Source organism: Amycolatopsis lurida (assembly GCF_900105055.1).
Lineage (GTDB): Bacteria > Actinomycetota > Actinomycetes > Mycobacteriales > Pseudonocardiaceae > Amycolatopsis > Amycolatopsis lurida.
The window spans coordinates 2,818,333-2,843,283 of record NZ_FNTA01000004.1 but is presented as its reverse complement, the minus strand read 5'-3'; the positions used below and the strand labels follow the sequence as shown (position 1 = coordinate 2,843,283).

Sequence of the window (24,951 nt, the reverse complement as noted above, 5' to 3'; positions counted from 1 at the left end):
GTCAGGACACTGGGGAAAACATGAAGAACACCTTGCGGCGGTTCGCCGTCGCCGGAGCCGCTGTCGCGGCCTTCGTTTCGTTCAGCGCCGTGACCGCGGGAGCGGCGCAGGCCTCGGACTACGAGTACTTCGGTTCGTACACCGAGGAGGACTGCGGAATCACCGGCCACCACGGCCAGATCGCCGGGGACTGGGACGGGTGGATGTGCTACCCCTCCTCGCTTCCCTGGGTGTGGGATCTGTACGTGCAGCCCAACTTCTGATCCACCGCCGCGTCGCTGACGCTCAGTGTCCCCAATGTGGCATTGGGGACACTGAGCGTCTCCAATGCCACATTGGGGACATCGGATGCTGCGACGAGGGTCGGTTTCCTTTATGGACAGATGACCTCGGCAAGGCCAACAAGGTGAAGGCCTCCTAAAGGGACCCCGAGTCCCTCAAGGTTGATGATCGCCACGTTCGCTCCACCAGCAGGCTGGTCGTCACGCGATCGCCTTGTTGACGGCGGTGACGGTCTCGGCGGGATCGTCGACCGTGAGCACGAGCCGGTTGTAGTCCTCGGCCTCGTCGAGAGTGATGACGACCGTGCGGTCGAACCCGGAGACGTTCCAGAACTGCCGGTCGCCGTCGGCGTGAAAGGTACCGCTGAGCTTCCCGGGGATCCGGAGACCCGGCCCGCGCCACCCCTTCGGCTCGTCGCGCATTCCCGGATCGTGTGTCGCGCCGCGTACATGGGCGAGCGGGAATTCGAGCCGCCGGGTGAATGACCAGACCTTGTCGATCCCCACCGGTTCGACCACCAGGCGGTCTCCGGTGATGGTGACGCGGTTGTTGCTCATGTCGTTCCTCCGTTGTCGATGTCCGGCAATCCGGCGCGGGCCAGCAACCGGCGTCCCAGCTGGTCCGGGGTGATCCCGACGTCCTGCATGACGGTCCGGACCCGGGCGCGCAACCGCTCGTCCTCGGGCGCGAGTTCGAGCAGGGCGATCAGCAGGACGTCGAGCCGCCCGGCGCCGTCCCGATCGTCGGCGACGTGTTCCAGCACCCGGGTGAACAAGCCGTGCTTGCTGCCGAACGCGCCGTACAGGCTTCCCCGGTGGACACCCGTCGCCTCGACGAGGTGATCGACCGAGGTCGCGTGGTATCCCCGCTGCCGGAAGACCGCCGCCGCGGCTTCGATCGCTGTCATCTCGTCGAACTGGCGTGGTCGGGCCATGGGTTTGAGAATAGTCATTCAAGAATGACCAGTCAAGAACTCCGATGGCGGTTTCGCGTGCTTGGACGGACGACACGCGTGACTGGATGGACGACACGTGTGACTGGACGGACGACACGCGGCCGACGTGGGTGTCGCCCAATCGGCCGCACGAAACGCGCAGGTGGCCGTGAGTGGCGACCCGTAGCGGCCACCCTCCGCGCCGGTACGCATACCCGCTGTGCGGAACACGGCAAGCGTTACCTCCCCGTTTCCCGGCGCCGTTGACGGCTGTGGCTCGGCTCACTACAGTCCCCGGAAACCGTCTGTAAAGTTTCCTAACGAAGTCGGGAGCGAGCCCCAGTGCGAGCCGGTAGTCCGCGAATGCTGCGCGAGATCAACGATCGCGCGGCCCTCGAGGTCCTCCTCAGGGACGGCCCTCTGACGCGTTCCGAGCTCGAAGTCGCCATCGGCCTGTCGAAGCCCGCGACGGCGCAGCTGCTCACCCGGCTCGAGCAGGACGGCATCGTCGCCAAAGCGGGCGTCCGCGGCGGGGGCCGCGGCCCGAGGGCGCAGCTCTGGCAGGTCGACGGTGGCGTCGCGTACGTCGCGGCCGTGGACCTGACGCCGCAGCAGGCCGACTTCGTGGTCGCCGACGTCGCAGGCGCCGTGCTCGCCGAGTACCAGGTCCCGCTGCCGGTCCACGAGGGCGCGGACGTCGTCGGCACCTTCGGCGCGGCGCTCACCAGCGTCGCGAACAGCGCCGGCCTCGCCGCCACCGATCTCCGCCACGTCGTCATCGGTGCGCAGGGCGCCTTCGATCCCCGCACCGGCTTGCTCTCCTCGGCGCCTCACATCCCCGGCTGGCTCGGGTTCGACGTACCGGGCAGGCTCAGCCGGGAGCTCGGCGTCGAGGTCACCATCGAGAACGACGTCAACCTCGTCGCGATCGTGGAGATGACGGTCGGCCAGGCCGTCGGCCTCGACGACTTCGTGATGATCTGGCTCAGCGACGGCGTCGGCGGCGCGGTCGTGGTCGGCCGCAGGCTGTTGCGCGGCGCGACCGGCGGTGGCGGCGAGATCGACTGGATGCGCGTTCCCGATCCGGTTTCCGTTGCCACACCGAGGGAGAAGCCTCGTGCGGGAGATCGCTTCGGTGATCTCGTCGCTTCTCCCGCCGTCGTCGAGCTTGCCGCCGCGCACGGCATCGAGGCCGAGACCGGTGCGGACGCCGTCCTCAAGGCGCGCGAAGGCCACAACGAAGCCTTCCTCGACGACCTCGCCCGCCGTGTCGCGGGCGGAGCGGCCGGCCTGATCGCGGTCGTCGACCCCGAACTCGTGCTCCTTTCCGGCGACACCAGCCGGGCCGGCGGCGACGAATTCGCCGCACTGGTCGCGAGAAGGCTGCACGAACTGGTCCTGCCCCGCACCCCCGTCGGGGTCGCTTCGGTGCAGGGCAACGCGGTCCGCGCGGGCGCGCTCCAATCGGCGCTCGCCACCGTCCGCCGGGACGTCTTCGGCGTCAACACCCCTTCGCTCCTCGGGCCGAGACGGTCCGGGGCGGGAGAGCCCAATCCGATCGTGGCGATCCCGGATTCACGAACAGAACCACCGTCTCCCGCCCCAACCAACTAGGAGGAGGGTCATGAGTTCCACGACCCAGGTTCGGAGAAGTGGCCGCCGTTGGCGCGGCTCGATAGTGCTCGGCGCGGTCACCGTCGCCGCACTGGTGTCCGCTTGTTCGGGCGCCGCAAGCGGCCCGAACGGTGGGGCGGGCGACGCGGCGGCCGCCCCCGCCGCGGACGCGAAGCTCACGTTGACCGTCTACAGCAAGTTCACCGACCGTGAGTACAACGTGGTCACCGCCGGGCTCAACAAGCTCAAGGCGAAGTTCCCGAACATCGAGATCAAGCACGAAGGCCAGCAGGACGACGACAAGATCACCCAGTCCATCCGCGGTGGCAACCCGCCGGACGTGGCGATCTCGTTCTTCACCGACAACCTCGGCGCGTGGTGCTCGACGGGCAGCTTCCAGGACCTCAAGCCCTACATTGACCGCGACAAGATCGACCTGACGCAGATCCCCGACGCGGTCCGCAGCTACACCGAATTCCAGGGCAAGCGCTGTGCCATGCCGCTGCTCGCCGACGTCTACGGCTTCTACTACAACAAGGACATGTTCGCGGCGAAGGGTGTCACGTCGCCGCCGAAGACGACCTCGGAACTGTTCGAAGCCACCAAGAAGCTGACCGAGTTCAACCCGGACGGCTCCATCAAGGTCGCCGGTTTCCTGCCGTCGATGCCGTTCTACGCCAACATGGCGCAGTACTGGGCCCCGAACTTCGGCGCCACCTACATCGGCCCCGACGGCCAGTCGCACCTCGCCGACAGCCCCGAGTGGAAGGCGATGTTCGACTTCCAGAAGCAGCTGGTGGACTTCTACGGCGGCCACGCCAAGGTCGAGCAGTTCAAGGCCGGTCTCGGCGAGGAGTACTCGGCGGACCACGGTTTCCAGCGCGGCAAGCTCGCGATGATGATCGACGGCGAGTACCGCACCGCGTTCATCAAGGACCAGGCGCCGGAGCTCAAGTTCGGCACGGCGGCCCCGCCGGTGCTCGACAGCAAGCCCGACCGCTACGGCGGCGCGTTCACCACGGGCACGATCATCGCGATCCCCAAGGGCGCCAAGAACCCCGGCGCGGCTTGGGAACTGATCAAGCAGGTCACCCTCGACACGTCCACGCTGGTCGAGCTGTCCAACGGCCTGAAGAACGTCCCGAGCACCAAGGCCGCGCTGACCGACCCGAAGCTCGAGGTCACGCCGGAGTTCAAGACGTTCCTCGACCTGTACAACGGCGGCAAGCTGACGCCGAACCCGTCGACGCCGATCGGCGACGCGCACCTCAAGGCGGTCAACGACTTCGCGGAGAAGTGGCAGGCGGGCAACGTCCCGGACATGGTCGCGGGTCTGAAGCAGGTCGACGCTCAGATCAACGACGAGCTGGCCCAGAAACGCGCCGGCGGCTGATCGCATGACTTCGACCCTGGAATCCAGGGCGGTCGCCTCCCCTTCCGCGTCCACCCGGACGCGGAAGGGGAACGCGGCGCGCCGCCGTCGCACCGTCTTCTACTTCATCGCCCCGGCGATGCTGGGTTTCCTGATCTTCTTCGGCTACCCGCTGATCGCCACCGTGTACTACTCGTTCACCCGGTACGACCTGATCAACGCGCCGGAGTTCATCGGTTTCGACAACTACGTCCGGATGTTCACCACCGAGCCGCTGGTCGGCACCGCCGCGTACAACACGTTGTGGCTGGTGATCGTCCTGACCGTCTGCCGGGTGGTGTTCGCGCTCGGCGTGGCCTCGGTCATCTCCCGGTTGAAGTCGGGCGTCGGCCTGGTCCGGACGCTGTGCTACCTGCCTTCGCTGGCTCCGCCGGCGGCGGCGACCCTGGCCTTCGTGTTCCTGTTCAACCCGGAATACGGCCCGGTCAACGCGTTCCTGGACTTCGTCGGCATCGACGGCGGGCTGTGGTTCAACGACCCGGCGATGTCGAAACCGGCACTGACCCTGCTGGTGATGTGGGGTTCGGGCGAGCTGATGATCATCATCCTGGCGGCGCTGCTCGACGTGCCGCAGGAACAGTACGAAGCCGCTCAGCTCGACGGCGCCGGGCCGGTCCGCCGGTTCTGGCATGTCACGCTGCCGTCGATCTCGCCGGTGCTGCTGTTCGGCATCGTCAACTCGATCATCTTCGCGTTGCAGTTCTTCACACAGGCGATCGTCGCGGGATCGGCCGCGGCCGGAGCGGCCGACGTCGCGGGCAACACGAAGTTCATCGGCGCACCACAGAACTCGACGCTGACCTATCCGGTTTGGCTGTACGTGCAGGGTTTCCGGTATTTCAACATGGGTTACGCGGCGGCGATGGCGGTCCTGCTGTTCGTCGTCTCGGCCGGGTTCACCTGGATTCTGGTCAGGCAGCTTCGTAAGTCTCAGCATCAGGAGGAGGGGGCATGATCATATTCTCGCGCCAGCCTGTTCATGGCCCTGACCGGGTGCGGGTGTCCCGCGTGAGCGGAGTGGGCGGATGACCACTCTGGCCGAACCCAGGCACACCGCCCCGGCGTCCGAACCGCCGAAGGTGCGGATGCGGCGCAAGTGGGACAAGAAGCTGTACTGGATCGCGACGCACAGTGTGGGCATCGCGATGGGCGTGATCTTCATGCTGCCCATCCTGTTCGTGTTCCTCACCGCGGTGATGTCCAGCGATCAGGCACTTTCGTCGAACTTCTGGCCGACGGAATGGCATTTCGAGAACTTCATCGAGGTGTTCGAAAAGGCGCCGCTGCTGCGGTACTTCGGCAACAGCATGCTGTATTCGACGCTGGCCACGGTCGGGGCGCTCGTCTCGGCGATCCCGGCGGCGTACGCGCTTTCGAAACTGAAGTTCCGGGGGCAGAACCTGTTCTTCATGCTGACCGTCGCCGCGATGATGCTGCCCCCGCAGGTCACCGTCGTGCCGTTGTACGACCTGTGGGTGCGGCTCGGGTTCACCGGGACGCTGATCCCGTTGATCGCGCCGTACTTCTTCTTCGACGCGTTCTCGATCTTCCTGCTGCGGCAGTTCTTCCTCACCATTCCGAAGGACTATCTCGAAGCGGCGAAGATCGACGGCTGCACTGAGTTCAAGGCGATGGTCAAGGTACTGATCCCGATGGCGAAGCCGGGGATCGCGGCCACCGCGATGTTCTGCTTCCTGTTCACCTGGAACGACTATTTCGGTCCGCTGCTCTACACGGGTGAGACCAGGGACAGCTGGCCGCTTTCGCTGGCGATCGCGTCGTTCCGCGGTATGCACCACGTGGAATGGAACCTCACCATGGCGGCCACCGCGCTGATCATGCTGCCGGTGATCGTCCTGTTCGTGTTCGCGCAGAAGTCCTTCGTCAAGGGCATCACATTCACAGGGGTCAAGGGATGAAACTGGCAGTCGTCGGTGGTGGGTCCACGTACACGCCCGAGCTGATCGACGGGATCGCCGGACGGCGGTCCACTTTGGACGTCGACGAGATCGTGCTGATCGATCCGGACGCGTACCGGGTGGAGGCGGTCGGGGATTTCAGCAATCGCTTGCTGAGCCACGCCGGGCATCCGGCGCGGGTCCGCACCACGTCGAGTCTCGAAGAAGGTGTCGACGGGGCGTCCGCGGTGCTGATCCAGCTGCGGGTCGGCGGGCAGCGCGCGCGGCGCGGGGACGAGACGTTCCCGCACGCCTGCGGTTGTGTCGGGCAGGAGACCACGGGCGCGGGTGGCCTCGCGAAGGCGCTGCGCACCGTTCCGGTGGTGCTCGACATCGCCGACCGGGTAAGGAAGATCGCCGGTGACGACACCTGGATCGTGAACTTCACGAACCCGGTCGGCATCGTCACCCGCGCGCTGCTGAACGAGGGGCACCGCGCCGTCGGGCTGTGCAACGTCGCGATCCACCTCCAGCGCACGTTCGCGCACCTGCTCGGTGCCGGGGTCGACGAGGTCAAACTCGTCCACACCGGACTGAACCACCTGAGCTGGGAACGGAAGGTGCTCGTCAACGGCGAGGACCGCCTGCCGGAATTGCTGGCGGAGCACGCGGAATTCCTCGGCGAGCACGTCACCGCGCCGGTCGAATGGATGCGGCGGATGAACGTCGTGCCGTCGTACTACCTGAAGTACTACTACGGGCACGACGAGCAGGTCACGAAGCAGCGCACCGAGCGGCCGCGCGCGGACGTCGTCAGCGACGTCGAGGAAGAACTGCTCAAGGTGTACCTCGACCCGGAGGTGGTGACCAAACCGGAGCAGCTGGAAAAGCGGGGCGGTGCCTACTACTCCGAGGCCGCGGTGCAGTTGGTGCACGCGCTCACCTCGGGTGGCCCGGCGGAGGAACACGTCGTCAACGTTCGCAACGCGGGCACTTTCGACTTCCTGCCCGACGACGCCGTCATCGAGGTTCCGTCCCTTGTGGACGGTGATGGTCCGCGTCCGATCGCGCAGCCGCCGGTGGAGCAGCGGTTCGCCGGGCTCATCGCCGGAGTGACCGCGTACGAGCACCTCGCGCTGGAGGCGGCCATCAAGGGCGGCCGCGACCGGGTGGCCGACGCGCTGCTCGCGCATCCCCTGGTCGGCCAGTACACCAAGGCCGATCAGCTCGCCGACACGCTGGTGCGGATCAACCGTGAGTTCCTGCCGTGGGCGGGGGCATGACGGCCGGCTCACAGGACGTCGTCGTCGCGATCGACGGCGGCAACAGCAAGACCGACGTCCTGATCGTCTCCCGGGACGGACGGGTGCTCGGACAGTCGCGAGGGCCGGGCGCGTCCCCGCAGAACATCGGGGTGGACGGCAGCGTCCAGGCGCTGGAGAAGCTGGTCCTGGAAGCCCTTCGCGGGGCAGGGCTTCCCGACGAACGTCCTTTCGCGATACATACGTCGGCCTACCTCGCGGGGTTGGATTTCCCTCGGGAGGAGGCGATCCTGCACGCCGCGCTGGCCGCCCGCGGCTGGAGCGACACGCTGATCGTCGGCAACGACACGCTCGCGCTGCTGCGGGCGGGCAGCTCCGACGGGACCGGGGTGGCGGTGGTGTGCGGCGCCGGGATCAACGGCGCCGGCGTCAGCGCCGACGGCCGTGAGCATCGGTTTCCCGCGCTGGGCAAGATCTCCGGCGACTGGGGCGGTGGCTACCGGCTGGGCGAGGAAGCACTGTGGTGGGCCGTCCGCGCCGAGGACGGCCGGGGCCCCGGCACGGCCCTGCAAGCCGCCGTCACCGCGCACTTCAAGGCGTCTTCGGTGCTGGAAGTGGTGCAGCGCCTGCACTTCGAGGAGTTGCACTCCGACGCGATCCACGGCCTGTGCCCGCTGCTGTTCGCCGTCGCGGCGGGCGGCGACGAGGTGGCGCAGGACGTGGTCGACCGGTTCGTCGAAGAGGTCGCCTTGCTGGTCTCGGTCATCCTGCGGCGGCTGGAACTGACCGAGGAGGCGCCGGAGGTCATCCTCGGCGGGGGAGTGCTGACCGGGGTCGGCGAGCAGGTGATCGCGGAAATCGAGCGGCGGTGCCTGAAGGTGGCGCCGCAGGCCTCGATCCAGGTGGTCGACGTGGCCCCGGTGGTCGGCGCGGCGTTGTTCGCACTGGACACCATCGGTGCTTCCGGCACCGCCAAGGCCGCGCTGAAGGCCGCCACCAAGCGGGTCTAGAGAGGGCTGAAAGGGCCCTTCACCGCATGCGATGCGGTGAAGGGCCCTTTCGTGGCGTCCTATGCGGGGAAAGTTCCCTTCAGCACTTCCTGGTCAGGCGGAGACGAGCGGCTCGTCCGTCTCCAGCAGCGTCTTGAGGTCCGACAGGATCCACGGCCAGCCGCCGCCGGGGTTCTCGTCCGGTCCGGCGTCGATGTTCTCCTGAGAGCCGTCGACCATGGAGGCCGTCGTCGGTGCGCCGGTGACGTCGTGGGTGACGGTCAGCCGGGTTCCCGCCGTCTTCGTCTCCTCGATCTCGTAGGTGAGCTTGGTGTACGGCTCCCCGGTGAAGGCCGGGTCCATCAGCAGCCTCCAGGTGATGACCAGTCTGCGCGGCGGGACGACTTCCAGGACCTCGCCGTCGACCAGGTCGCCGGTGAATCCGGCCTCGACGTAGTCCGGTGTCGGATGCGTGGTGTGCTTGCCGCCCGGGCGCAGATCGAAGTCGACGAGGCCGGTGTAGCCGTATTTCCGTGACCACTCCGGCTTCGTGATCGCGTCCCAGATCTTCTCCGGGGTGGCCTTGATGTAGACGCGGTAGACCTGGACGTCGGTCATGGCGGCTCCTGCTTTTCGAGTTCGGCTTTGAGGTCGAGCAACGCGGTCACGTTGCGCTCGGTGAACTTGTCGATCCACCGGTCGTGGATCTGGCGGATCGGCACCGGGTTGAGAAAGTGCTTCTTCTCCCGGCCTTCCTTGCGTGTGACGACGAGTCCGGCTTCTTCGAGCAGTTTCAGATGCTTCATCACGCCGAACCGGCTCATGTCCAGGCCGGACTCGAGTTCGGTCAGCGTGCGGCCGTCACGCGTGAACAGCTGGTCGAGCAGGAACCGGCGGGTCGGATCCGCCAGGGCCTTGAAAACCAGGTCGTCGTCGGGCACGCCAGCAGAATAGGTGACCAAAAGGTCACATGACAACCGGTGCTTCGGCTACAGCAAGGCGCCGAGCGGCAGGATCAGCGCGATCGCGACCACCGAGATGACCGTCTCCATGATCGACCAGCTCTTCAGCGTCTGCCCGACCGAAAGCCCGAAGTACTCCTTGACCAGCCAGAACCCGGCGTCGTTGACATGGGAGAAGAACAGCGAACCGGCGCCGATCGCGAGCACCAGCAGCGCGCTGTGCGACGGGTCCATGGTCGCGGCGAGCGGGGCCACGATGCCGGCGGCCGACACGGTCGCGACCGTCGCGGAACCGGTGGCGAGCCGGATCGCGACCGCGACCAGCCAGCCGAGCAGCAGCGGCGACAGGTTCGCGCCGGTGGCGAGACCGGTGATGACGTTGCCGACCCCGGCGTCGACGAGGGTCTGCTTGAATCCGCCACCCGCGCCGACGATGAGCAGAATGCCGGCGATCGGCGGCAGCGAGTCCGCCACCGTGGACGACAGCTTGTCCCGCGTGAAGCCCGCGGACCTGCCAAGGGTGAGCATGCCGAGCAGGACGGCGGCGAGCAGTGCCACCAGCGGGTCGCCGATGAAGTCGAGCACGCGGCGGACGTGGTTCTCCTTCTCCAGCAGGATGTCGGCGAGCGCCTTGCCCATCATCAGCACGACGGGCAGCAGCACGGTGGACAGTGTCGCGAGGAAGCCGGGCCGCCGACCGTCCGAAGAGGACGATTCCGGGATCAGGCGTTCCGGCGCGACGGCGTCCGGAACCATCTTCGCGGCCAGCTTGCCGAACAGCGGCCCGGCGATGATCACCGTCGGGATCGCGACGAGCAGACCGAAGGCCAGAGTGAGTCCGACGTTCGCGTTAAGCGCGCCCGCGGCGGCGAGCGGTCCGGGATGCGGCGGGACGAGACCGTGCAGCACCGAAAGCCCGGCGAGCGCGGGGATTCCCAGCATCAGCAGCGGTTTCCCGGTGCGCCTGGCGACCAGCAGGATCACCGGGATCAGCATGACCAGGCCGATCTCGAAGAACATCGGGAGCCCGATCAGCGCGGCGACCAGCGCCATCGCCCATGGCAGGGCGCGGTCGCCCGCGCGGCGCAGGATGGTGTCGACGATCTGATCCGCGCCGCCTGAGTCGGCGAGCAGCTTGCCGAGCATCGCGCCGAGCGCGATCAGCACGCCGACCGAGGCGACGGTGGAACCGACGCCGGAACTGAAGCTCTTGATCAGCTTGTCCACCGGCATGCCCCCGACGAGCCCGAGCACGCCGGAGCCGAGGATCAGAGCCAGGAACGGATGCTGCTTCGCCTTGGTGATCAGCACGACGATCACGGCGATGGCGAGCACCGTCGCGCCGATGAGACGGGTGTCGTGTCCGGTCCAGGCGGCGGCGAGAGTGGTGGTCATCAGCGGTCCTCGAAAGCGGAAAGGGCGGTGTCGACGATCTCTTCCGGCTTCTTCGCGATGTCGGCGATGAGGCCGAATTCGTCCGGCTGCAACGGTTCGAGGTCGGCGAGCTGGGAGTCCAAGAGGGACACCGGCATGAAATGACCGGAGCGGGTCTTCATCCGGTCGGCGAGCAGGTCGCGGTCGCCGTGCAGGTGCAGGAACCAGACGTCGCCGCCGCTGCGCAGGATGTCGCGGTAGCGGTACTTGAGCGCGGAGGACGTCACGACGCCGCCGGAGGACTGGTGATCGGAGATCCAGGCGGCGATGGCTTCGAGCCAGGGTCGCCGGTCTTCGTCGTTCAGCGGGTGGCCGGAGCTCATCTTGTCGATGTTCGCCTTCGGATGGAACGTGTCCGCTTCGGCGTAGTCGACGCCGAGGCGTTCGGCGAGTGCCGTGCCCACGGTCGTCTTGCCCGAGCCGGAAACGCCCATCACCACGATGACGGTCATCCGTACCTCCCACGTCGTTGTAGCCGGGACGAGTACAGCTCAAAAGTACTACTTAAGCAACATCAAGTACTACTTAATCGAGTCAGAACGTTACAGTCGCCTGGTGGGCAACGACAGGCATGCCGAAGTGCTCGACGCGCTCGGCTCCGCGATCGCGAACGGGGAGCTCCCGCCGGGTTCCGTCCTGCGCTCGGAGGAGCTCCAAGAGCGGTTCGGCGCGTCCCGCACGGTCGCGCGCGAGGTGGTACGCGTCCTCGAAACGATGTGCCTGACCAGCAGCAAGCGCCGGGTCGGGATGATCGTGCGCGAGCCGCGCGACTGGAACCATTACGACCCGAGACTGCTCCGCTGGCAACTCGACGGATCCGAGCGGAAGACCGCGCTGCGAACTCTCACCGAACTGCGCTCCGGCGTCGAACCGTGCGCCGCCCGGTACGCCGCGCTGCGGGCGACACCGGAAGAAGGCGGCCGTCTCCGGGCCTTGGCGAAGAGGCTTGAGGAGACGGCGCACCAACGGGACCTCGAAACCTTCCTGGGGCACGACGTCGCCTTCCACGAGCTGCTGCTGTCCGCGTCGCGGAACCCGATGTTCGCGCAGCTTTCGGCGGTCGTCGCCGCGGTGCTCGCCGGGCGCACCGGGCACGGGCTGATGCCGGAGGAACCGCAACCCGAGGCCGTCGCCCTGCACGTCGAGGTCGCCGCGGCCGTCGACGCCGGTGACCCTGACCGGGCCGAACGCGCGATGCGGGACATCGTCATCCAGGCGCGTGACGAGATGGCCGTCCTTCTGGACGGATGATCTTCGAGTAACCTCTGCAGGTCTTCGAGGGATACTGGCTGCAGGGGGCGATGGTGAGCGCGGCTCGCGCGATCGGCTTGGTGTTGGGGGTGGCCGCGGACGGGGTGATCGGAGACCCTCGGTCCCGGCGTCCGGCGACGGCGTTCGCCAGGGCGGCCTCCGCGGCGGACGCGAAGGTCCGGTCGAAGCATCCGGTGGCCGGAGTCCTGTGGACCGGGGGCCTCGCGGGCTCCGCCGTACTGGCGGGTGTGCTCGCCGAACGCGCCGGACGGCGCAGTCCCGTCCTGCAGGCGACCACGACCGCGGTGACCACCTGGGCCGTCCTCGGCGCCGCCGGCCTGGCCGCGCACGGCACATCGCTGGCCCGGGACCTCGAAGAAGGCGAACTCGAGACCGCGCGCGGCACACTGTCCACACTGGACCCCCGAGTCGCCGACGACCTCGGGGTCATCGGCCTTTCGCGCGCTTCGGTGGAGACGCTCGCCGAGAACACCGCCGACGTCGTCATCGCGCCGCTGGTGTGGGGAGCGCTGGCCGGTATCCCCGGCCTGCTCGGCTCGCGCGCGATCAGCCTGCTGCGCGGCATCGGGCGCGGGCGCCCCGAGCGGTACCGATGGCTCGTCGCCCGGCTGGACGAAATCGTCCATCTCGTGCCCACGCGAGTCGCCGCCGGGCTGACCGTGCTCGCGGCACCCGTCGTCGGCGGCTCGGCGGGCGGCGCTTGGCGGGCTTGGCGACGGGACACCACCGCGCACCCGAGCCCGAACGCGGGCCGCGTCGAGGCCGCGTTCGCCGGGGCACTCGAGATCCGGGTCGGCGGGCGGACGGTGTATCCGCACGGAGTCGAGGAACTGCCGGTGCTCGGCATCGGCCGCAACCCGGACGCCGGGCACGTCACGCGGGCCGTGGAACTCTCGCGAGTGGTCGGCTGGCTGGGCGCGCTCAGCTCAGTGGTGCTGGCGGGTCTCGTCGGGCTGCGGCGACGACGGCGCTGATCCGAGGTTTCGGCGGCGGGGGAGCAAGGGACCTTTGCTACCGCGTGGCCCGCTGACCTGCGGGAAGAGAGCGGGGGACCTTTGCTACCGCTCCCGCCGCGCCAGCTGCGCCCGCGCCCGTGCGTCCATCGGACCGTCGCGCCGCGCGAGCTCCGCGTCGATCCGTGCTCGGTCGGCGGGCTGCTTGTTCCCGCCGAACTTGAACTTCGCCCGCACCCCGGTGACGGTCAGCTCGACGCCGCGGATGCCGGGCAGGACCCGCTTGTCCGGCGCCTCGGTGGCGCTCACCCCCAACCGGCCCGAACCGGGTTCGAAGTGCGCGAGCTGCCGGTCGAGCAGCGCTGCCTTCTCCGCGGCGTCGTCGATGAGCCGGACGTCGCATTCGAGCTGGACGGACGCGTAATACGACGTCGGGACCCCGTGCGGCGGGTCGGCCGGGGTGTTCCAGCCGGAGCGGATGTAGGTGTGGTCGTCGATCACCGAGAGCAGCGCGCGCGGGTGTTCCTCCAGCAACGGCCAGACCGGGTTGGGGCGCGCGAGGTGCAGCAGGACCGTTCGGTCGCCGTCGTAGACGAAGTGCACGGGGTTGACGATCGGCAGGTCACGGCCCGCGCCCCCGGCGATCAACTGGCCGAAGTCGTGTTCGGAGAGCCAGGCCTGCCATTCGGCGTCGTCGTGGGCGGCGTCCCACGGGTGAATCAGCATGATCGAAGGGGAACACGCGGAATGGACCTATAAAAGGGCCATTTTCGCGTCAGATCAGGTAGCCACTTCGGAGCGTTCGTCCTCGGCCAGCATCTCGGCGACACTCTTGCGGCGCTGCGGCCGCTCAGTGGCCAGCACGCCGCCCGGCTTCAGCTCGCGGACGGTGAAGTACAGCCAGCCCATCAGCGCCATCGCCCCGAACGCGATCCACTGGAGCGCGTAGGAGAAGAACGGCCCGGCGTCGGTCTGCGGCAGCGGCAGCGCGCCCAGCACGCCGGGCTGGTTCACGTCGAGCTGGAAGTAGCCCGGACGGATGTCCAGCTTCGCGGCCCGCGCGACGACCTGGGAATCGACGACGTAGCTCTGCAGCTTCCCGCCGGTCGACTCGTCGGCGAAGGCGTCGCGGTTCTTCCCGTCCTTCTCGTCGTGACGGGCCCGCGTGACGATGTCCACCGTTCCGGCGGGCGGCGGGTCGAAGGGGAGCGCGCGCGACTTGTCGTCGAGCCGGACGTACCCGCGGTCCACCAGTACGACCGTGCCCTCGACGGTTCGGAACGGAGTCAGGACCTCGAAGGCCGCTTCGCCCTGTACGGAGCGCAGACGGGCAATGACCTCGCCTTCGGGCAGGTACGTCCCCTTCATCGCGACCAAGTGCCATTCGGTGCGCTGATCAGGGGCGGCTCCGTGGGGAAGCAGCTGGTCCAGCGACCGCGGCTGCCCCGAGAACGACTCCCGCAGCGCCGCGTTCTGATGCTCGCGCTCGGTGTTGCGGGAGAACTGCCACGGCGCCAGCAGGGTGAAGCAAGTGATGGCGAAGGTGAACACCACCAACGTCAACGCCAGCCACCCGGGCTTCAGCAGGAACTTCAACCGCACCCCACCACGGTAAGCGGTCGGCCTCAGGCGTGTGCGCGCACCCAGTCGAGCAGTCCGGGAACGGCCCGCTCGATCATGCCGAGGACGTCCTCGAATCCGTCGTCCTCGCCGTAGTACGGGTCCGGAACCTCGGCGCCTTCGGGCGCGGACGGATCGAACGCGCGCAGCAGCCGGACCTTCGCCGGGTCCGACACCTTGCGCCGAAGGAACGACAGGTGACTCTCGTCCGCCGCGAGCAGCAGGTCGGCGGCCAGATGCCCGCGGTCGACCTCGGCCGCGACGTGGCCGGTCGGGTAACCGTGTTCGGCCAGCTTCGCGCGGGCCCGCTTGTCGGCGGCCTCACCGACGTGCCAGCCGCCGGTTCCGGCGCTGGACACCTGAACGAGGTGATCGAGCCCCGCCTCCTCGGCCTTCGCTCGGAAGACGAGCTCGGCCATCGGGGAGCGGCAGATGTTGCCGGAACAGACGAAGACGATGTGCAGCACCTGATCAGTGTGATGGCCGCCGGAGATCGACCGCTCACCGGCTCCGAACGGCTACCGGGCGCGCGAAGGTGGAAAGCCGGGACGAAGCGGGAGTAGACCTCCTGGAGAGAAACACGCAGGAAGGTCGCGTATGAGCGCACCAACACCCAGCGTCGAGTCCCCGGCAACCGGGCTTCGCTGGTATCGCATCACCGTCAAGCATCCGCACCCCTACGAGGTCGGGCGGATCCTGTCGGAGCACCACTTCGTCCAGGCGAGATCGCCGAAAGAGGCGATGACCAGGATGCCGTTGCATCTCCGGTCGAGCGCGTCCGTCGCGCCGTACGAGGTCGTCCGGCCCGATGTGCCCGATCAAGCGACGAAGGCCTACCGGGCGATGTTGTGGACCGGTCGCGTCGTGCGCGCGGCCGGCCGCTGGGCGATCAACAAGGACGCGAAGGCGCTGGACTGAGCCGGGGGCGGTAGCAAAGGTCCCTTGCTCCCTTTTCGCAGGTCAGCGACCCGGGCGGCACATCCCAGGATGTTGCGAAAGCCACTTTCGCAACGGTGAAGGTTGCGAAAGTGGCTTTCGCAACACGCGGCGCGGTCCGGGCGATAGCAAAGGTCCCTTGCTCCCTTTCCGCAGGTCAGGGTCGCACGCAGGTAGACCGCACGGACGCCGCGAGCGCGCCCGAGTGCAGCCGGTCGAGCTCCCGCCGCGCGTCGGTCAGCCGCACCGTGACCGCGAGCCGCGCGTCGCACGACCGCCGCGCCCGCGCGTCCCGCGTCTCCGCGAGTTCGGAGAGCAGGCCCGCGTTGAGCCGGTCGATCACCGGCCGCACCTCGGTCCCCAGATCGGGCCGTCCGGGCGGCCGCGTGCCGGGGTGTTCGGTCCACCGCGCGTACAGGCCGCGTTGCACGACCTTGTTCGCCTCGATCTGGTCGCGGAAGAACCGCACCACCTCGGCCGCGTCGAGACCGAGACCAGGCGCCTTCGCGGCCACCGAGTCGAGGATCTGCTGTTCGCGCACCGGGTCGTTGATGGGCGACGGCGTGCCGAACTTCGCGGCCGCGACCTTGTCGGCGATCTGCACGCGCTGCGCGGCCAGGTCGGTCAGCTGCCAGAGCCCCGAAGACGCCGACGCAGGCGGCGCCGGTAGCACCAGGAGAAGCAGCGAAGCGGCACAGAGCACCCGAAGTCGCATGCCAGGAAACGCTACATGCGAAAATCCCCGGGTGCCCGCGCTAGCCGAAGTCATCGCCGCCTTGGAACAGGCGTACCCGCCCGAACTCGCCGAATCGTGGGATGCCGTCGGGCTCGTCTGCGGCGACCCGGCCGAGAAGGTGGACAAGGTCCTGTTCTGCGTCGACCCGGTCGAGGAGACCGTCGACGAGGCGATCGACGGCGGCGCGCAGCTGATCGTCGCGCATCATCCGCTGCTGCTGCGCGGCGTCCACGGCGTCCCGGCCGACAGCACCAAGGGGCGCCTCGTGCACCGCCTGATCCGTGCGGGCGTGGCGCTCTACTGCGCGCACACCAACGCCGATTCCGCGTCGCCCGGCGTTTCCGACGCGCTCGCCGACGCCATCGGCCTGACCGTCCTCGGCCCGCTCGACCCCCGCGAAGACGGCGTCACCGGTATCGGGCGCATCGGCGAGCTACCCGAGCCCGAACCGTTTTCCGCCTTCGTCGAACGCGTCGCGAACGCCTTGCCGCGCACCGAGCCGGGCGTCTACGGCGCCGGCGACCCGGACCGCCCGATCAGCCGCGTCGCCGTCTCCGGGGGTTCCGGCGACAGCTATCTCAAGCGGGCCACCGCCGCCGGTGTCGACGCGTACGTCACCGCCGATCTCCGGCATCATCCCGCCGGCGAGCATCTCGCCGAGATCAGCGAAGTCCCCGCCCTGGTCGGCGTCACACACTGGGCGAGCGAATGGCCGTGGTGCGAGCAAGCCTCGGCCGTCGTCCGCGCCGCGTTTGCGGGTAACGTCGACGTTCACGTCTCCACGAGGTGCACCGACCCGTGGACGCTACGGGCCACCCGAACCGAGCACTGACAATTCAAGGAGCACCGTGAAGGCCGACCCCGCCGTCCAGCGCCAGCTGCTCGAACTCGCGAAGGTGGACGCGGAACTCTCGCGTACCGCCCACCGCCGCCGCACCCTGCCGGAGATCGCCGAGATCGACGCGGGCGAGAAGACGGTGCGCGAACGACGTGACGCGCTGGTCTCGGTCCAGACCGCGGCGTCCGACCTCGACCGCGAGATCGCGCGCCAGGAGAAGGAGATCGAGTCGGTGCGCGCCCGCGGCGACCGCGACCGCAAGCTCCTCGAATCCGGTTCCGTCGCGGCGAAGCAGATGACCGACATCGAGCACGAGCTGAACAGCCTCAACCGGCGTCAGTCCGCCCTCGAGGACGACCTGCTCGAACTGATGGAGCGCCGCGAGGCGCTCGAGCTCGACGCCCAGCGCACCAGCGCCGAGGTCGCGAAGGCCGAGAACGAGGTCGCCGAAGCCGTCCGACGGCGCGACGAGCATTTCACCGACCTCGACACCACGAAGGCGCGCCGCGACGAAGACCGCGCCAAGCTCCTGCCGCGGTTCCCGGAAGACCTGATGAAGCTCTACGAGCGGGTCCGGGCGCAGAAGGGCATCGGCGCGGCGCTGCTGAGGGCCCGCCGCTGCGGCGCCTGCCAGCTCGACATCGACCGCCGCGAGATCGCCGAGATCAAGGCCGCGCCCGAGGACAACGTCATCCAGTGCGAGAACTGTGGCGCCATCCTTGTGCGCACACTGGAGTCCGGCCTGTGACCGAGCACGTGCTCGTCGAGGCCGACGGCGGTTCGCGGGGCAACCCCGGCCCCGCCGGCTACGGCGCGGTCGTCAAGGACGCGGCCACCGGCGAGGTGCTCGCCGAGCGCAAGGCGTACGTCGGCATCGCGACCAACAACGTCGCCGAGTACTCCGGCCTGATCGCCGGGCTCGCCGCGGCCGCCGAGCTCGGCGCGTCCACAGTGGACGTCCGGATGGACTCGAAGCTCGTGGTGGAGCAGATGTCCGGGCGCTGGAAGGTCAAGCACCCGTCGATGCAGCCGCTGAACGCCGAGGCCAAGGAGCTGGCGGCGCGGTTCTCGCGAGTGCGCTACGAGTGGATCCCGCGCGCGGAGAACTCCCACGCGGACGGGCTCGCGAACGAAGCGATGGACGCCGGCAAGCAGGCGGAAGCGCCGAAGAAGACCGTGAAGCAGGACAGGGTCAGCCCCGTCGGCTGGACCGGCGCGACCGGGACACCGACCAAGCTGCTCCTCGTGCGGCACGGCCAGACGGCGATGTCGGTCGAGAAACGCTACTCCGGCCGCGGCGACGTGCCCCTCACCGAGCACGGCAAACAGCAGGCGGCCGCCGCCGCGAAACGCCTCGGTGCGATGGAGGGCCTGATCGTCGACGGCGAGGCCGCGCCGATCATCGCCTCGCCGCTGATCCGCACCCAGCAGACCGCGCAGGCGATCGCGGACGCGCTCGGCGGCCGGGTCGAGACCCACCCTGGGCTGATCGAGACCGATTTCGGCGACTGGGAAGGCCTCACCTTCACCGAGGCGATGGAGCGCGACCCCGAATTCCAGACCAGCTGGCTTTCCGACACCTCGATAGCGGCGCCGGGCGGCGAAAGCTTCGACGGTGTCCACCGCCGGGTCCGCAAGACCCGCGACGAACTGATCGCGAAGTACGGCGGCCGCACACTCGTGCTGGTCAGCCATGTCACGCCGATCAAGGCGCTGCTGCGGATGGGCCTGGACGCCGGGCCGTCGCTGTTGTTCCGTCTGCATCTGGACCTGGCCTCGCTGTCGATCGTCGAGTTCTATCCGGACGGCAACGCGTCGGTGCGGCTGGTGAACGACATCTCGCACCTGTCCTAGCCGGGAGATGTGGCGCGGATCACGCCTGGATATGACGTGTCGCGGGTGGCCGATGGGGTATTGGCTACAGTTTCGGCGACGGCACGTGAGCGAAAAGGCAAAGACGGGGACATGACGGCGAGCGCACTGAGCGAAGCTTCCGAACAAGACGTGCCCGACCCGGCGGAGACGCCGGCCCGTCGTGGCCTGGCCGCCCGTGTCGCGCCGTACCTGGCGGTGCTCGCCGGGGTCGCGGCCGTCGCCTGGCACGCCACTCTCTACGGCCACTGGATCGTCGACGACGCGGCCATCACCTTCTCCTACGCGCGTAGCTTCGCCGACGGGCTCGGGCCGGTGCTGCAGCAGGGGCAGCCATCGGTCGAGGGCTGGTCGAACTCGACGTGGCTGGTGGCGCTGGTACTCGGCAAACTCGTCGGCGTCTTCGACAGCGGCATGCTGTTCGGCGTTCCCGACTACGTCCTGTTCCCGAAGCTGCTGGGGCTTTTGTTCACCGCCGGGACGCTGGCCGCGTGCCACATCATGGCGAAGCAGATCTTCGCGCGCTTCGCCTGGCTGGCGACGCTGGTCGTCGGGCTGACCCTGGCCGCGATCCCGTCGTTCGTCATCTGGACGATCTCCGGCCTGGAGAACTCCTTGTTCGGGATGGCCGTCGCCTGGCTCGCCGCCCTGCTGTTCGTGGCCGTGCGCAAGGACACCGTGCTGACCGCGAAGGTCGCCGTCTGGTCCGGGGTGCTGGTCGCGTTCGCCGCGCTGACCCGCCCCGAAGGCCTGATCTACGGCGGCGCGTACCCGCTCGTCGTCCTGTTCCAGCTGCGGAAGCCGCTCCTGGGGCAGAGCGTCAAACTGGTCGTGGTGTCGGTGGTCGCGTTCGCGATCCCGTTCGGGGCGTACCTCGCCTGGCGGATCGCGGAGTTCGGCAGGCTTCTGGCGAACCCGTCCATCGCGAAGGGGCAGGGCCTGCCCGGGCTTTCGGCGCTGAAGCAGCCGTTCGAGCTGGTCGGCTACGCCGGTATCGCCGGGACGATCCTGCTCGCGCTGACCATCGGTTACGCACTCGTCCGGGCGGAATGGCGGCGCGCCCTGATCGCGTTGCTGGTGCCGCTGGCGCTGGGCATCATCGCGTACGGCGTGATGGTCCCGGACTGGATGGGGCAGCACCGGTTCGCGACCCCGATCTGGATCCTCTCCGTGCTGGCTGGAACGCTGGCCGCCGGTGAACTGCTGCGCCGGTCGCGTGCCGTGCTCCGGACCGTCGTGGTGCTCGTGCTGGTCGCGGCCGCGATCCCGTCCGGGATGGGCTTCGCCTCGGCGTCGAAGAAGTTCCAAGAGGTCCCGACCGTGCCCGCGTGCCTCATCGCCGACCGCTTCGGCCGCGGCTTCAACACCATGGCCGACATCCTCGGCCTCCAGCAGGCGTCGCTGCTGCTGCCCGACCTCGGCGGCTCGTCGATGACCAGCCGCCTGCACCTGGTCGACATGGCCGGGCTGGTAGAGGCGGACGTCGCGGACTTCCTCAAGAACGGCGACCTGCCGGGGCTGCGCGATTATGTGTTCGAAAAGGTCAAGCCGACCTTCATCCACTCGTGGGGTCCGTGGGCCGCGGGCAACGGCATCACCGTCGACCCCCGGATCGACCGCGATTACGAGCCGATCTTCGTGTACCCGGGCAGCGGACCGCGGAACGGGGACTTCGTGCGCAAGGACGCCATCACCAGCCCGGAGAAGCTGAAGGCCGTCCAGGACTACGCCGCGAAGACCATGCCGGAAGTCGAGAAGGCGCGCTTCGGTGGCCCGCTCAAGGACTGCGGCCCGACCATGCACTCCGGCCAGACCGTCTACCTGCCTTAACCGCCGACTTTCCGTGAAGGCCTCCTTCACTACCTTGAGGGTAGGGAAGGAGGCCTTCACGGCGTTTAGGCGAACTTTTCAGGCAGGCTCCCCGCCGCCACCGGCAGGGGTTCGGGGGTGGCGGCGCCGCGTTCCAGGTCCGCCTCCTTCTGCCGGATCACCGGAAGCACGTGCTTCCCGAAGTACTCGACGTCCTCCAGGTAGTGAAGGAAACCGAGCAGCAGCAAGTTCGCCCCGCGCTTCTTGTACTCGATGGCCCGGTCCGCGATCTGCTCCGGCGTGCCGATCAGCCCGGTGCGGAAGCCGTCGTTGTACTGCACCAGATCCTTGAACTCCGAGTCGGCCCACATCCCCTTCTTGTCCGAAGTGGAGCTTCCCGCCTGCTTGACGGCGTTGCGGAAGCCTTCGACAGCCTCGGTGTTCGCCTTCTCGACGATCTCCCGCAGCACGGCCTTCGCCTCGCTCTCGGTTTCCCGCGCGATCACGAAACCGTTGAGCCCGAAGCGGACGGCGTGGTCGTTCTCGGCCGCGTAGCCGCGGACCTCCGCGACCTGCTCGCTGAACCCGTCGAAGTCCTTGCCGTTGCTGAAGTACCAGTCGGAGACCCGGCCCGCGAGCTTCCGCGCCGCGGTGGAGTTACCGCCCTGGAAGATCTCCGGATGCGGCCGCCCGACCGGTTTGGGTTTGATGTCGAAATCGTGGATCCGGTAGAAATCACCGGTGAATTCGGCGTGATCACTGGTCCAGAGTTCCTTCAACACGCGAATGAACTCTTCCGAACGACGATACCGTTCGTCGTGTTCCAGCCACGGTTCACCGAGGTTCGTGAATTCGTCCTTGAACCAGCCGCTGACCACGTTCACCGCCGCGCGGCCGCCGGAGATCACGTCCGCGCTGGCGATGAACTTCGCGAGCACCCCGGGATGCCACAGTCCGGGATGGATCGCCGCGATCACCTTCAACCGCTGCGTCGCGAGCAGCAAGGCGAGGCTGAATCCGGTCGATTCGTGCTGGTAGGCGGCGCCGTAGCTGGCCGTGTAGCGGACCTGGCTCAGCGCGTACTCGAACCCGCTGTTCTCCGCGAGGACGGCGAGATCCCGGTTGTACTCGTATCCCCAGTCGGTGCGCTGCTCGATGTCGCTGGTGACCAGACCGCCGCTCACATTGGGGACCCAATAGGCGAATTTGAGTGGTTCGGATTCGATTCCCGGCATGCCGCGGAGTGAACCCGCCGCCCCCGGAAACCGTCAATCGGCGTCCACGCGCTGGGACCGGCCGAGCGCGGAACTCAATTCGGTGCGGCCGGTGATCCCCAGTTTCCGGTAGGCCCCGGACAAATGCAGTTCGACGGTGCGGCGCGTCAGGTGCAGCGCTTCGGCGATCTCCCGGTTGGTGAGACCCTGTGACGCCATCAGCGCGACGCGGTATTCCTGTTTGGTGAGGCCGTGTTCGTTGTCCTTCGCCGTCGTGAGGCTCGTGCGCGCGTCCCGCAGCGCCTCGGCGGCCCGTCTCGCGAGCGGGCGCGCCCCGCAGTGCTTGCTCGACTGCGCGGCCATCCGCAGCGTGCCGATCGCCTTCTCGGCCTGCCCGTGCCGGGCCTGGAACACGCCGAGTTCGGTCAATGCCTCGGCCAGCGCCAGTTTCGCGGTCGACCCGCCGAGGACGTCGACGGCCTTGGTGAGCAGGCGTTCGGCCTCCTCGCCGAGGCCAGTTTCGCGGACGAGACCGGCGGTGGTCAGCGCGCCGCCGAGGATCCTCGGCGCTCCCCAGCGTCCGGCGGCGTCGAGATCCTCTTCGGCGAGCCGGGCAGCCGCGTCGGTGCGCCCGAGCGCCAGCGCGGTGCGGGCGGCGTGCGCGCGCCACGGGGCGAAACCGGGGAAGCGCATGCCGTGGTGTTCGAGACGGCGGCCGCAGCCGCGCAGGTCTTCGTAGCCGAGTTCGGGTTCACCGGTGGCCGCGCGGAGCCTGCCGCGGGCGTAGAGCAGGTAGTTGTGCGTGAAAAGCGCTTGTGTGGCCGCGAAATCGATTTTGCCCAGCAGCGCGGTCGCGACGTCGTGGCGGCCGAGGTCGACCGAGACCTCGATCAGCCTCGCCGCGCACAGCACCGCGATCGGGCACCGGCTGGTGGCGCCGCGTTCGTCGAACTGCCGCACCAGCGATTCGTAGTGGACGCTCGCCCGCACCAGATCGCCGCCGGCTTGCAGGGCGATCCCGCGGGCGAGGGTGGCCAGGGCGCCCTTCGGCACATGGAAGTCCCAAGGCAGGCGTTTCGTGTCGAGTACTTGGCAGAGCTTGTCGGTGAGCGCGGGTTCGTCGGCGAGCGCGGCCGTCGCCAGCGTGAAGAAGTAGGGCTGTTCGAACAGTTCGGGCTGCTCGCCGGACAACGCCTCCCCGAAATGCCGGACGGCGTTCGCCGAGGACTCCCCGCTTCGCACCGTGTCGAGCGCGAGCAACCCCGACCGGCTCTGCTGGGCGGCGGGATCGTTCAGCGGCGCCCACTGCCGCTCGAAATCGCGGAAGTCCGGCGGCGGCCCGAGCCTGCTGCCCGCCTCGGCGAGATAGGTCATGCACAGCAGCGGCCAGACGGCGTCGGGCCCGCCCGCGTCGAGCCGCGCGGCGAACTGGCCCGCGGAGTTGATCGCCAGCCGCGCGTCCGGGCCGCAGCACAGGGAAAGGATCATGGCCGTCGCGACGAAGGCCGCGGTTTCGCGGTCGTCGATGTGGTCGATGGCCTCGCGAACCCTGGCCGGTGCCGAATCGGGGTCGCAGTGGAACTCCGCGTGCGCGAGCTGGAGCAGGATCGCCATCCGCTTGCGTTCGCTGAGCCGTTCTTCCAGCGCGCGCGACAGGAACCGGACGGAGAGCTCCGGGTCGCCCTCGACCACGGAATGCCGCGCGGCCAGCCGCAGGACGTCGACCGCCCAAGGGATCCTGATCGCGGTCGCCTCCAGGAGATGCGCGCCGACCCGCTCCGGCGCGGCGCCCGCGTCGTGCAGGAGCCGGGCCGCCCGGGCTTGGGTGACCGCCCTGGTGGTGAGCGGCATGTCGGCGAGCACCGAGTTGCGGACGAAGCGGTAGGTCAACGCTGGCCGATGGCTGTTGGTCAGCAGATGCACGCGCACCATCGTGTCGATGGCTTCCAGCGCGGTGCTTTCGTCGACCCCGGCGAGCTGGGCCAGCAGGTCGAAGCTCGCGTCCTCGCCGAGGATCGCGACGGCTTCGAGCATCTTCGGCGCGGCGGTGTACTCGTGCATGCGGACCCGCAGCACCTCGCCGATCATCGCCGAACCCACGGTGTCCGGCTCCATCCCCGGGACCAGTCGGCGCGCCAATGCGCCGAGCAGGAACGGGTTGCCGCCGGTGACCTCGCGGCATTCCTCGGCGAACCGCCCGGGAGGGACACGAAGGAAGTCGGCGACGTGCCGGGTGCCGAGCCCGCGCAAGAGGATCGTCGCGGGGGTGCAGCCGGACATCTCCAGCAGCGCGACCTCGCCGGTCTGCAGATGGCCGATCAGCGAGGTCAGCACGACCAGCACCGGCAGGTGCTCGACCCGATGGCGGATGTAGGCGAGACAGCGCATCGACCACGGGTCGGCGAGGTGGATGTTGTCGATGCCGAGGAAGACCGGCCCCTGTTCGGCGGCGTGCCGGACGGCGTGGAAGAAGGCGTCGAGTGCCTCGGTCTGTTCGTGTCCGGTCCGGGGAGGATGGTCCGGCAGGATCTCAGTCACATGCGGCGTGCGCGGCCGCGGTGATCCGGGGATGGCGGGCGCGTGGGTGAGCCCCTCGATCAGCTGGCGGCCGACACCACCGCTCAGATGCGTCTCCAGCCGGGACGCGGTGGCGAGCGCGACGGTGAACCCGGCCGCTTCCGCGAGCTCACCGGCCGTGGTGAGCACCGCCGACTTGCCCATGCCGAACTCTCCGGCCACCACCGCGCTGACGGCCCGGCCGGCCAGGGCGGCCCGGAACAGCCCCGTGATCGTGTCGAGTTCGCTGTCGCGGCCCAGTAGCCCGGCGGCGGGGCGCTTCGGTACCGAAGGTCCGCCGAAGGGGCTCTCGGGATTTACTTCGGTATGCACCGTAG

At 68.6% G+C, this 24,951-nt stretch carries 26 protein-coding genes; 14 read left to right on the top strand and 12 right to left on the bottom strand.

What is annotated here, in order from left to right; translation table 11 throughout:
- The first annotated feature begins 20 nt into the window (after nucleotides 1-20).
- Nucleotides 21-263 (top strand): hypothetical protein, encoded by a 243-nt coding sequence (locus BLW75_RS18150; RefSeq protein ID WP_034313185.1) that lies wholly within the window; start codon nucleotides 21-23, stop codon nucleotides 261-263.
- A gap of 219 nt (nucleotides 264-482) precedes the next feature.
- On the opposite strand, the gene BLW75_RS18145 is transcribed toward BLW75_RS18150, so the two are convergent.
- Nucleotides 483-839 (bottom strand): hypothetical protein, encoded by a 357-nt coding sequence (locus BLW75_RS18145; protein WP_034313183.1) that lies wholly within the window; start codon nucleotides 837-839, stop codon nucleotides 483-485.
- Nucleotides 836-1,216, bottom strand: coding sequence for a TetR/AcrR family transcriptional regulator (locus tag BLW75_RS18140; protein ID WP_034313180.1), 381 nt, complete (start codon nucleotides 1,214-1,216; stop codon nucleotides 836-838). Before BLW75_RS18140 ends, BLW75_RS18145 begins: the two co-directional genes overlap by 4 nt.
- Nucleotides 1,217-1,579: 363 nt before the next feature.
- Here BLW75_RS18140 and BLW75_RS18135 point away from each other — a divergent pair, with 363 nt between their 5' ends.
- From BLW75_RS18135 to BLW75_RS18110, 6 genes are all read left to right on the top strand, one after another.
- Complete coding sequence (locus BLW75_RS18135) at nucleotides 1,580-2,830, top strand: ROK family transcriptional regulator (RefSeq protein ID WP_034313177.1); 1,251 nt, start codon at nucleotides 1,580-1,582, stop codon at nucleotides 2,828-2,830.
- 10 nt (nucleotides 2,831-2,840) lie between these two features.
- Nucleotides 2,841-4,223, top strand: coding sequence for an extracellular solute-binding protein (locus BLW75_RS18130; protein ID WP_034313175.1), 1,383 nt, complete (start codon nucleotides 2,841-2,843; stop codon nucleotides 4,221-4,223).
- A gap of 4 nt (nucleotides 4,224-4,227) precedes the next feature.
- Entirely contained in the window at nucleotides 4,228-5,217 is a 990-nt protein-coding gene (locus BLW75_RS18125) for a carbohydrate ABC transporter permease (protein ID WP_034313174.1), read from the top strand.
- Nucleotides 5,218-5,287: 70 nt separating this feature from the next.
- Nucleotides 5,288-6,181: a carbohydrate ABC transporter permease gene (locus tag BLW75_RS18120; protein ID WP_034313171.1), complete on the top strand. Its 894-nt coding sequence runs from the start codon at nucleotides 5,288-5,290 to the stop codon at nucleotides 6,179-6,181.
- Nucleotides 6,178-7,443, top strand: coding sequence for a 6-phospho-beta-glucosidase (locus tag BLW75_RS18115; protein WP_034313169.1), 1,266 nt, complete (start codon nucleotides 6,178-6,180; stop codon nucleotides 7,441-7,443). The genes BLW75_RS18120 and BLW75_RS18115 overlap by 4 nt, the downstream gene beginning before the upstream one ends.
- Nucleotides 7,428-8,432 (top strand): N-acetylglucosamine kinase, encoded by a 1,005-nt coding sequence (locus BLW75_RS18110; RefSeq protein ID WP_034313167.1) that lies wholly within the window; start codon nucleotides 7,428-7,430, stop codon nucleotides 8,430-8,432. Before BLW75_RS18115 ends, BLW75_RS18110 begins: the two co-directional genes overlap by 16 nt.
- Nucleotides 8,433-8,525: 93 nt before the next feature.
- Here the strand turns inward: BLW75_RS18110 and BLW75_RS18105 are convergent, their stop codons facing one another.
- From BLW75_RS18105 to BLW75_RS18090, 4 genes are read right to left on the bottom strand one after another with little or no spacing between them, the layout of a single operon-like run.
- Nucleotides 8,526-9,029, bottom strand: a complete 504-nt coding sequence (locus BLW75_RS18105) for an SRPBCC domain-containing protein (protein ID WP_034313164.1) — start codon at nucleotides 9,027-9,029, stop codon at nucleotides 8,526-8,528.
- Nucleotides 9,026-9,352 carry an ArsR/SmtB family transcription factor gene (locus BLW75_RS18100; protein WP_034313162.1) on the bottom strand — a complete coding sequence of 109 codons (327 nt, stop codon included), beginning with the start codon at nucleotides 9,350-9,352 and terminating at the stop codon, nucleotides 9,026-9,028. Before BLW75_RS18100 ends, BLW75_RS18105 begins: the two co-directional genes overlap by 4 nt.
- 48 nt (nucleotides 9,353-9,400) lie before the next feature.
- Nucleotides 9,401-10,768, bottom strand: coding sequence for a GntT/GntP/DsdX family permease (locus tag BLW75_RS18095; RefSeq protein ID WP_034313160.1), 1,368 nt, complete (start codon nucleotides 10,766-10,768; stop codon nucleotides 9,401-9,403).
- A complete protein-coding gene (locus tag BLW75_RS18090) occupies nucleotides 10,768-11,259 on the bottom strand; it encodes a gluconokinase (protein WP_034313157.1) in 492 nt (163 codons plus the stop codon). The genes BLW75_RS18095 and BLW75_RS18090 overlap by 1 nt, the downstream gene beginning before the upstream one ends.
- Nucleotides 11,260-11,362: 103 nt before the next feature.
- Between BLW75_RS18090 and BLW75_RS18085 the strand changes: the two genes are divergently transcribed.
- Nucleotides 11,363-12,058 (top strand): FadR/GntR family transcriptional regulator, encoded by a 696-nt coding sequence (locus tag BLW75_RS18085; protein ID WP_091597805.1) that lies wholly within the window; start codon nucleotides 11,363-11,365, stop codon nucleotides 12,056-12,058.
- Between the two features lie 53 nt (nucleotides 12,059-12,111).
- Nucleotides 12,112-13,053 (top strand): cobalamin biosynthesis protein CobD/CbiB, encoded by a 942-nt coding sequence (locus BLW75_RS18080; protein WP_034313378.1) that lies wholly within the window; start codon nucleotides 12,112-12,114, stop codon nucleotides 13,051-13,053.
- A gap of 84 nt (nucleotides 13,054-13,137) precedes the next feature.
- Here BLW75_RS18080 and BLW75_RS18075 read toward each other — a convergent pair whose 3' ends face one another.
- Genes BLW75_RS18075 through BLW75_RS18065 form a run of 3 tightly spaced genes read right to left on the bottom strand, consistent with a single transcriptional unit; the run spans nucleotide 13,138 to nucleotide 15,119 of the window.
- Complete coding sequence (locus BLW75_RS18075) at nucleotides 13,138-13,758, bottom strand: FMN-binding negative transcriptional regulator (RefSeq protein ID WP_034313154.1); 621 nt, start codon at nucleotides 13,756-13,758, stop codon at nucleotides 13,138-13,140.
- A 54-nt stretch (nucleotides 13,759-13,812) separates the two neighbouring features.
- Nucleotides 13,813-14,634 carry an SURF1 family cytochrome oxidase biogenesis protein gene (locus BLW75_RS18070; RefSeq protein ID WP_034313151.1) on the bottom strand — a complete coding sequence of 274 codons (822 nt, stop codon included), beginning with the start codon at nucleotides 14,632-14,634 and terminating at the stop codon, nucleotides 13,813-13,815.
- A 23-nt stretch (nucleotides 14,635-14,657) separates the two neighbouring features.
- Nucleotides 14,658-15,119 (bottom strand): low molecular weight protein-tyrosine-phosphatase, encoded by a 462-nt coding sequence (locus BLW75_RS18065; protein WP_034313150.1) that lies wholly within the window; start codon nucleotides 15,117-15,119, stop codon nucleotides 14,658-14,660.
- 130 nt (nucleotides 15,120-15,249) lie between these two features.
- On the opposite strand from BLW75_RS18065, the gene BLW75_RS18060 reads away from it, so the two are divergent.
- The gene (locus BLW75_RS18060; protein ID WP_034313148.1) at nucleotides 15,250-15,570 is read left to right on the top strand and encodes a hypothetical protein; all 321 of its coding nucleotides are present in this window, start codon (nucleotides 15,250-15,252) and stop codon (nucleotides 15,568-15,570) included.
- Between the two features lie 175 nt (nucleotides 15,571-15,745).
- Here BLW75_RS18060 and BLW75_RS18055 read toward each other — a convergent pair whose 3' ends face one another.
- On the bottom strand, nucleotides 15,746-16,303 hold the full coding sequence (locus BLW75_RS18055; RefSeq protein WP_034313145.1) for a chorismate mutase: 558 nt from the start codon (nucleotides 16,301-16,303) through the stop codon (nucleotides 15,746-15,748).
- Nucleotides 16,304-16,334: 31 nt separating this feature from the next.
- Between BLW75_RS18055 and BLW75_RS18050 the strand changes: the two genes are divergently transcribed.
- The 4 genes from BLW75_RS18050 to BLW75_RS18035 all read left to right on the top strand — a co-directional run bounded on the left by BLW75_RS18050 (nucleotide 16,335) and on the right by BLW75_RS18035 (nucleotide 20,864).
- A complete protein-coding gene (locus BLW75_RS18050) occupies nucleotides 16,335-17,156 on the top strand; it encodes a Nif3-like dinuclear metal center hexameric protein (protein ID WP_034313143.1) in 822 nt (273 codons plus the stop codon).
- 16 nt (nucleotides 17,157-17,172) lie between these two features.
- A complete protein-coding gene (locus BLW75_RS18045; protein ID WP_034313141.1) occupies nucleotides 17,173-17,910 on the top strand; it encodes a zinc ribbon domain-containing protein in 738 nt (245 codons plus the stop codon).
- Nucleotides 17,907-19,016 carry a bifunctional RNase H/acid phosphatase gene (locus BLW75_RS18040; RefSeq protein WP_198935747.1) on the top strand — a complete coding sequence of 370 codons (1,110 nt, stop codon included), beginning with the start codon at nucleotides 17,907-17,909 and terminating at the stop codon, nucleotides 19,014-19,016. The genes BLW75_RS18045 and BLW75_RS18040 overlap by 4 nt, the downstream gene beginning before the upstream one ends.
- A gap of 111 nt (nucleotides 19,017-19,127) precedes the next feature.
- A complete protein-coding gene (locus BLW75_RS18035; RefSeq protein ID WP_034313137.1) occupies nucleotides 19,128-20,864 on the top strand; it encodes a hypothetical protein in 1,737 nt (578 codons plus the stop codon).
- 65 nt (nucleotides 20,865-20,929) lie between these two features.
- Here BLW75_RS18035 and sfnG read toward each other — a convergent pair whose 3' ends face one another.
- Both sfnG and BLW75_RS18025 read right to left on the bottom strand, forming a co-directional pair.
- Complete coding sequence (sfnG, locus tag BLW75_RS18030) at nucleotides 20,930-22,078, bottom strand: dimethylsulfone monooxygenase SfnG (RefSeq protein ID WP_034313136.1); 1,149 nt, start codon at nucleotides 22,076-22,078, stop codon at nucleotides 20,930-20,932.
- Nucleotides 22,079-22,111: 33 nt separating this feature from the next.
- A complete protein-coding gene (locus BLW75_RS18025; protein WP_034313133.1) occupies nucleotides 22,112-24,946 on the bottom strand; it encodes an AAA family ATPase in 2,835 nt (944 codons plus the stop codon).
- Nucleotides 24,947-24,951: the final 5 nt, after the last annotated feature.

Coding starts and splice junctions, on each gene's coding strand:
- BLW75_RS18150 (WP_034313185.1), top strand. CDS start 21: ATGAAGAACACCTTGCGGCGGTTCGCCGTCGCCGGAGCCGCTGTCGCG.
- BLW75_RS18145 (WP_034313183.1), bottom strand. CDS start 839: ATGAGCAACAACCGCGTCACCATCACCGGAGACCGCCTGGTGGTCGAA.
- BLW75_RS18140 (WP_034313180.1), bottom strand. CDS start 1,216: ATGGCCCGACCACGCCAGTTCGACGAGATGACAGCGATCGAAGCCGCG.
- BLW75_RS18135 (WP_034313177.1), top strand. CDS start 1,580: ATGCTGCGCGAGATCAACGATCGCGCGGCCCTCGAGGTCCTCCTCAGG.
- BLW75_RS18130 (WP_034313175.1), top strand. CDS start 2,841: ATGAGTTCCACGACCCAGGTTCGGAGAAGTGGCCGCCGTTGGCGCGGC.
- BLW75_RS18125 (WP_034313174.1), top strand. CDS start 4,228: ATGACTTCGACCCTGGAATCCAGGGCGGTCGCCTCCCCTTCCGCGTCC.
- BLW75_RS18120 (WP_034313171.1), top strand. CDS start 5,288: ATGACCACTCTGGCCGAACCCAGGCACACCGCCCCGGCGTCCGAACCG.
- BLW75_RS18115 (WP_034313169.1), top strand. CDS start 6,178: ATGAAACTGGCAGTCGTCGGTGGTGGGTCCACGTACACGCCCGAGCTG.
- BLW75_RS18105 (WP_034313164.1), bottom strand. CDS start 9,029: ATGACCGACGTCCAGGTCTACCGCGTCTACATCAAGGCCACCCCGGAG.
- BLW75_RS18095 (WP_034313160.1), bottom strand. CDS start 10,768: ATGACCACCACTCTCGCCGCCGCCTGGACCGGACACGACACCCGTCTC.
- BLW75_RS18090 (WP_034313157.1), bottom strand. CDS start 11,259: ATGACCGTCATCGTGGTGATGGGCGTTTCCGGCTCGGGCAAGACGACC.
- BLW75_RS18075 (WP_034313154.1), bottom strand. CDS start 13,758: ATGCTGATTCACCCGTGGGACGCCGCCCACGACGACGCCGAATGGCAG.
- BLW75_RS18060 (WP_034313148.1), top strand. CDS start 15,250: ATGAGCGCACCAACACCCAGCGTCGAGTCCCCGGCAACCGGGCTTCGC.
- BLW75_RS18055 (WP_034313145.1), bottom strand. CDS start 16,303: ATGCGACTTCGGGTGCTCTGTGCCGCTTCGCTGCTTCTCCTGGTGCTA.
- BLW75_RS18035 (WP_034313137.1), top strand. CDS start 19,128: ATGACGGCGAGCGCACTGAGCGAAGCTTCCGAACAAGACGTGCCCGAC.
- sfnG (WP_034313136.1), bottom strand. CDS start 22,078: ATGCCGGGAATCGAATCCGAACCACTCAAATTCGCCTATTGGGTCCCC.